This window comes from Roseateles sp. P5_E11 (genome assembly GCF_054049355.1).
In genome coordinates this window covers 1-5,155 of record NZ_JBFUMO010000429.1, presented here as the reverse complement: position 1 = coordinate 5,155, position 5,155 = coordinate 1, and the positions used below count along the sequence as shown (strand labels likewise).

At 69.6% G+C, this 5,155-nt stretch carries 5 protein-coding genes; 1 reads left to right on the top strand and 4 read right to left on the bottom strand.

Translation table 11 applies throughout. The annotated features are described in order from the left end of the window. Positions 1 to 45: 45 nt before the first annotated feature. The 4 genes from biuH to ACXJKR_RS23795 form a co-directional block, all read right to left on the bottom strand. On the bottom strand, positions 46 to 738 hold the full coding sequence (gene biuH, locus ACXJKR_RS23810) for a biuret amidohydrolase (RefSeq protein ID WP_457324920.1): 693 nt from the start codon (positions 736 to 738) through the stop codon (positions 46 to 48). A gap of 17 nt (positions 739 to 755) precedes the next feature. Then, a complete protein-coding gene (locus tag ACXJKR_RS23805; RefSeq protein ID WP_457324918.1) occupies positions 756 to 1,682 on the bottom strand; it encodes an ABC transporter permease in 927 nt (308 codons plus the stop codon). Positions 1,683 to 1,755: 73 nt separating this feature from the next. Further along, positions 1,756 to 2,880, bottom strand: coding sequence for an ABC transporter permease (locus tag ACXJKR_RS23800; RefSeq protein ID WP_457324917.1), 1,125 nt, complete (start codon positions 2,878 to 2,880; stop codon positions 1,756 to 1,758). Positions 2,881 to 2,899: 19 nt separating this feature from the next. Then, a complete protein-coding gene (locus ACXJKR_RS23795; RefSeq protein WP_457324916.1) occupies positions 2,900 to 4,018 on the bottom strand; it encodes a BMP family ABC transporter substrate-binding protein in 1,119 nt (372 codons plus the stop codon). A gap of 280 nt (positions 4,019 to 4,298) precedes the next feature. Here ACXJKR_RS23795 and queC point away from each other — a divergent pair, with 280 nt between their 5' ends. After that, positions 4,299 to 5,003, top strand: coding sequence for a 7-cyano-7-deazaguanine synthase QueC (gene queC / locus ACXJKR_RS23790; protein ID WP_457324915.1), 705 nt, complete (start codon positions 4,299 to 4,301; stop codon positions 5,001 to 5,003). Positions 5,004 to 5,155: the final 152 nt, after the last annotated feature.

The following is a 5,155-nucleotide window of genomic DNA, read 5'->3' as shown; positions in this document are numbered from 1 at the left end:
GTAGGTATCGAGCTGCAGGGCGTGCGGGTGGGACATGGCCGCGGCTCAGAGTTGCGCCAGCAGGTCGAGCACGGCGGCCGAGTCGGCCACCGCGCCGAACACGCCGCCCTGCATCTGGATCATGTTGAGCGCGGCGGCGTGGTTGCCAGGGTCGGTGGCGCCGGTGCAGTCCGACAGCATCAGGCACTCGAAGCCGCGGTCGTTGGCCTCGCGCATGGTCGTGTGCACGCACACGTCGGTGGTGATGCCGGTGAGGATGAGGTTGCGGATGCCGCGCGTGTGCAGGATCAGCTCCAGGTCGGTCGCGCAGAAGCTGCCCTTGCCGGGCTTGTCGATGACGGGCTCGCCCGCGGCGGGGTAGAGCTCGGGAATGATGTCCCAGCCCGGTTCGCCGCGCACGAGGATGCGGCCACAGGGCCCGGCGTCACCGATGCCGCGGCCCGCGGTGCCAATCTGCCGCGAGCGCCACAGCTTGTTGGCCGGCAGGTCGGCCAGGTCGGGGCGGTGGCCCTCGCGGGTGTGGATGACGTGCATGCCTTTGCGGCGCGCGGCGGCCAGCAGCACCTTCAGCGGGGCGATGGGCGCGCGCGTCAGCGACAGGTCGTAGCCCATCTTGTCGACGTAGCCACCGATGCCGCAGAAGTCGGTCTGCATGTCGATGATGACCAGCGCCGTGTTGTTCGGGCYGATGTTGCCGTCGAAGGGCCAGGCATAGGGTTTTGAACGCAGGGTCGGCATGGTCGGGTTCCTTCGGTTCAACGGGACACACCGAGTTCGGCGGGCGCACCTTTGAGAGACTGGCTCGGCGTGCAGGTGGCCACGAGGATGAGCAGGGTCAGCGCGTAGGGCATGGCGTTGAACAGGTAGTAGCCGCCGCTCACGCCCACGCTCTGCAGCGCCGGGCCGATGGCGCCCGCGCCGCCGAACAGCAGCGCCGCGCCCAGGCAGCGCCAGGGGCGCCAGCGCGCAAAGATGACCAGGGCCACGGCGATCAGGCCCTGGCCGCTGGACAGGCCTTCGTTCCAGCTGCCGGGGTAGTACAGCGACAGTGACGCCCCGCCCAGGCCGGCAATGGCGCCGCCCACCGTGGTGGCGGCGATGCGTACGCCGTTGACCGAGTAGCCCAGTGCCCGCGCGGCATCGCTGCTGTCGCCGGCCATGCGCACCACCAGCCCCCAGCGCGTGTTCTTGAAGCCCCAGGCCAGCAGCGTGGCCAGCGCCACGCCGATGGGGAAGAGGGCGTTGACCGACAACGCCGTCTGCACGGCGGACGAGTCGCTCCAGGCGCCCAGCGGCAGCGACGGGATCTGCGGCGCCTGCGGCTGGATCAGCGGCTTGCCCAGGTAGAAGGCCAGGCCCGCGCCCAGCAGCATCAGCGCAATGCCGGTGGCGATGTCTGACACGCGCGGCAGCGAGCACAGCAGGCCGTGCAGCAGGGCCAGCAGCGCGCCGCAGCCGCTGGCAGCCAACACGCCCAGCCACGGCGAGCCGCTGAGGTAGGCGCCGCCGAAGCCGGCCATGGCGCTGAAGACGAGCACGCCTTCGAGGCCGAGGTTGATGCGGCCGCTCTTCTCGGTCAGGCACTCGCCGAGGCTGACGAAGAGGAAGGGCGTGCCCACCCGTAGCGCGCCGCCGATGACGGCGAGCAGCAGGTCGGGGATGACGTTCAGCGTGAGGCTCATTGGTGCACCCTTCGGCCTGCGGCCTGTCCCGCCAAGCGGGAGCGAGCTTGCTTGGGGCGGCCCTGCGCGGCGCTCATGCAACCCCCTGAGGTTCAGCCACCGCAGTGACGGGCGCTGGCCGCCTGGCGAGGGCGCGCGGCGCAAACAGTCGCCCGCGCAGCGCCTCGGCCGCGAGGATGAAGACGAAGGCGAAGCCCTGCAGCACCAGCACCGAGGCGTCGGGCAAATCGAGCCGGCGCTGCAGCAGGCTGCCGGCCGCCGCGAAGCCGCCGAACAGCACCGCCACCGGCGGGATGGCCCAGGGGTTGTGGCGGGCCACGAAGCTGACCAGGATGCCCGTGTAGCCCAGGCCCGCGATCACCGAGGCATTGGCCGCCGTGTGCACGGCCGCCACCTCGATGGCGCCGGCCAGGCCCGCCGCCGCGCCGCCGAGGGCGCAGGCCAGCAGGATGAGGCGGTCGGTGGGCAGGCCGACGAGACGGGCAGCCCGGGCGTTGCCGCCCACCACGCGCATCGCGAAGCCCGAGGCGCTGAAGCTCAGCCAGGCGCCGCAGGCCAGGCACAGCACGACGCCGATGACCAGGCCCCAGTGCACGTCGCCCAGCCAGGACTCCATGGCCGCGTCGCCCATGATGGGGCCGATGCGCAGGCCTTCAGCCAGCGGATGGGTGGACGGCTTGTTCAGGCTCGCCGGGTCGCGCATCGGCCCTTCGACGAAGTGCTTGAACAGCGCGATGGCGATGTAGCTCAGCAGCAGGCTGGAGATGGTCTCGTTGACGCCGCGCCACTGGCGCAGCCAGCCGGAGAGCATCACCCAGCCGCCGCCCAGCAGCGCACCGGCCGCCAGCACCATGGTGCTGCCGATCACGTTGCCGGGTGGGCCGAAGAGATAGGGCAGACCGGCACAGCCCAGCGCACCAAGCACCAGCGCGCCCTCGCCGCCGATCATCGTCAAGCCGGCCTGCGCGGGCAGCGCCACGGCCAGCGCGGTGAGCATCAGCGGCGCGGCGCGCAGCAGCGTGTTCTGCCAGGAGAAGGCGTCGCCGAAGGCGCCGAGGAAGAGCAGCTTCCAGGCCTCCACCGGCGACGTGCCGCCCAGCCACACGAAGACGCCAAACAGCAGCAGCGCAGCCGTCAATGCGAAGACGGGCAGCAGCAGGGCTTCGGCGAAACCCTGCGCTCTTGAGGTGGCGACCATGGCGGCGGCTCCCAGAGGCTCAGACCTTTCCAATCACGCCTTCGACCAGGTAGTTCATGCCCTCCAACTCCATGTCGGTCTGCTTGAACACCTTGCCCTTGGGAATGACCACCTTGCCGGCGTTGTCCTTGAGCTCGCCCTTGAAGATGTCGAAGCTGCCCTTGAGCATCTCGGCGCGCACGGCCTCGGCCTGCTTGCGCCCGCCTTCGGGCACCGAGCTGCCGTAGGGGCTGCTCTTGACGAAGCCGTCCTTCAAGCCGCCGCGCACGAAGTTCGGATGCGGCTTGCCGGTCTGCGCGGCGTCGATGATCTGCCTGTAGGCGGTGATCCAGTTCCATTCCGCGCCCGTCAGGTAGGCCTGCGGTGCCAGCTTGGCCTGGCTGGCGTGGTAGCCGCAGACGAACTTGCCGCGCTTGGCTGCTGTCTCGACGATGACCTTGGGGCCATCCACGTGCATGGTGAACACGTCCACGCCCTGGTCGGCCAGGCTGTTGGTGGCCTCGGCTTCCTTGACCGGCATGCTCCAGTCGCCGGTGAAGATCACCGTCGTCGTGATGTCCGGGTGCACGCTGCGCGCGCCCATCGTGAAGGCGTTGATGTTGCGCAGCACCTGCGGGATGGGCTTGGCCGCGATGAAGCCGAGCTTCTTGCTCTTGGTCACGTGCGCCGCGACCACGCCGTTGAGGTACTGGGCCTCGTCGATGTACCCGAAGAAGCTGCCGGCGTTCTTGGGGTGCTTGGCCGCATCCCACAGCCCGCCGCAGTGCGCGAAGCGCACGTTGGGGTATTTGGGCGCCAGCGCCAGGATGTGCGGGGCGAAGTAGCCGAACGACGTCGGGAACAGCAGGCCCGCGCCGTCCTGGGCGATCATGCCCTGCATGGTCTTCTGCACCGCGTTGGTCTCGGGGACGTTCTCCTCCTCCACCACCTTGATGCCCGGCATCTTCTTCACCAGCGCCGCGGCCTCGGCATGCGCCTGGTTGTAGCCGTAGTCGTCCCGCGGGCCGACGTAGATGAAGCCCACGGTCAGCGGCTTCTGGGCGTGCGCCAGGCCGCTCCAGCCGGCGGTCATCACGCCGGCTCCCGCAGCGCCCAGGCTGCCCAACAAGTGCCGGCGGTTCCATTGCGATCGCGTCATCCAGGCTCTCCTCAAGTTGCTTGATCCACGAAGTGCGCCGGTTGAGTTCCGGCTTGTGTTCAATGCGGTATACAAGCATGTGCCGTGCCAGTTTGCGCGTCTGGGAGAGGCGGGTTGGACGCGCACGCGGGCGGTGCAAAGGCGCGCCGCGCAGGGCGATTCGGGGGCGCGCAAGCACGGCCGAGGTGCCTGTCGGCCGGCTCTTGAAGGTGCCGAACCGGCGCGCCGGCACCCGGCCTGGCGCCGAGCATGGGCGGGGTGGCCGGGTAGCATCCCGGCCATGACCGACAACCGCAAAGCCCTGGTTCTGTTTTCCGGCGGCCAGGACTCCACCACCTGCCTGGCCTGGGCCCTGGACCGCTTCGCCGAAGTCGAGACGCTGGCCTTCGACTACGGCCAGCGCCACCGCATCGAGCTGGACTGCCGCAACACCGTGCGCGCCGAGATCGCACGCCAGTTCCCGCACTGGGCCGGCAAGCTCGGCGCCGACCATCTGCTGGACCTGTCCCTGCTCGGCCAGATCAGCGACACGGCGCTGACGAGCGAACGTGCCATCGAGCTGCAGGCCAACGGCCTGCCCAACACCTTCGTCCCCGGCCGCAACCTGCTCTTCCTGACCTTTGCCGCGACGCTGGCCTACCGCCGCGGCGCGTCGGTGCTGGTCGGCGGCATGTGCGAGACCGACTTCTCCGGCTACCCGGACTGCCGCGACAACACGATGAAGGCCATGCAGGTGGCACTCAGTCTGGGCCTGGACACGCCGATGACGCTGGACACGCCGCTGATGTTCATCGACAAGGCGGCCACCTGGCGCCTGGCCGAATCGCTCGGTGGCGGGGCGCTGGTGAAGCTCATCGTCGAGGACACCCATACCTGCTACCTCGGCGAGCGCGGCGAGCTGCATGACTGGGGCCATGGCTGCGGCCACTGCCCGGCCTRCGCGCTGCGAGCCAATGGGTTTGCTGCTTACCGGGCGGCGGCATGACGATCTGGAGCTGGGCTGGCGTCGCCGGGGCGGCGCTGTTGTTCTTCTGGGGCATTGGTGCCTACAACCGGCTGATGTCGCTGCGCAATGTCATCGGCGAGGCCTTTGTGCAGCTCGATGCCCACTTGAAGGACCGCGGCGAGGTCTGCGAC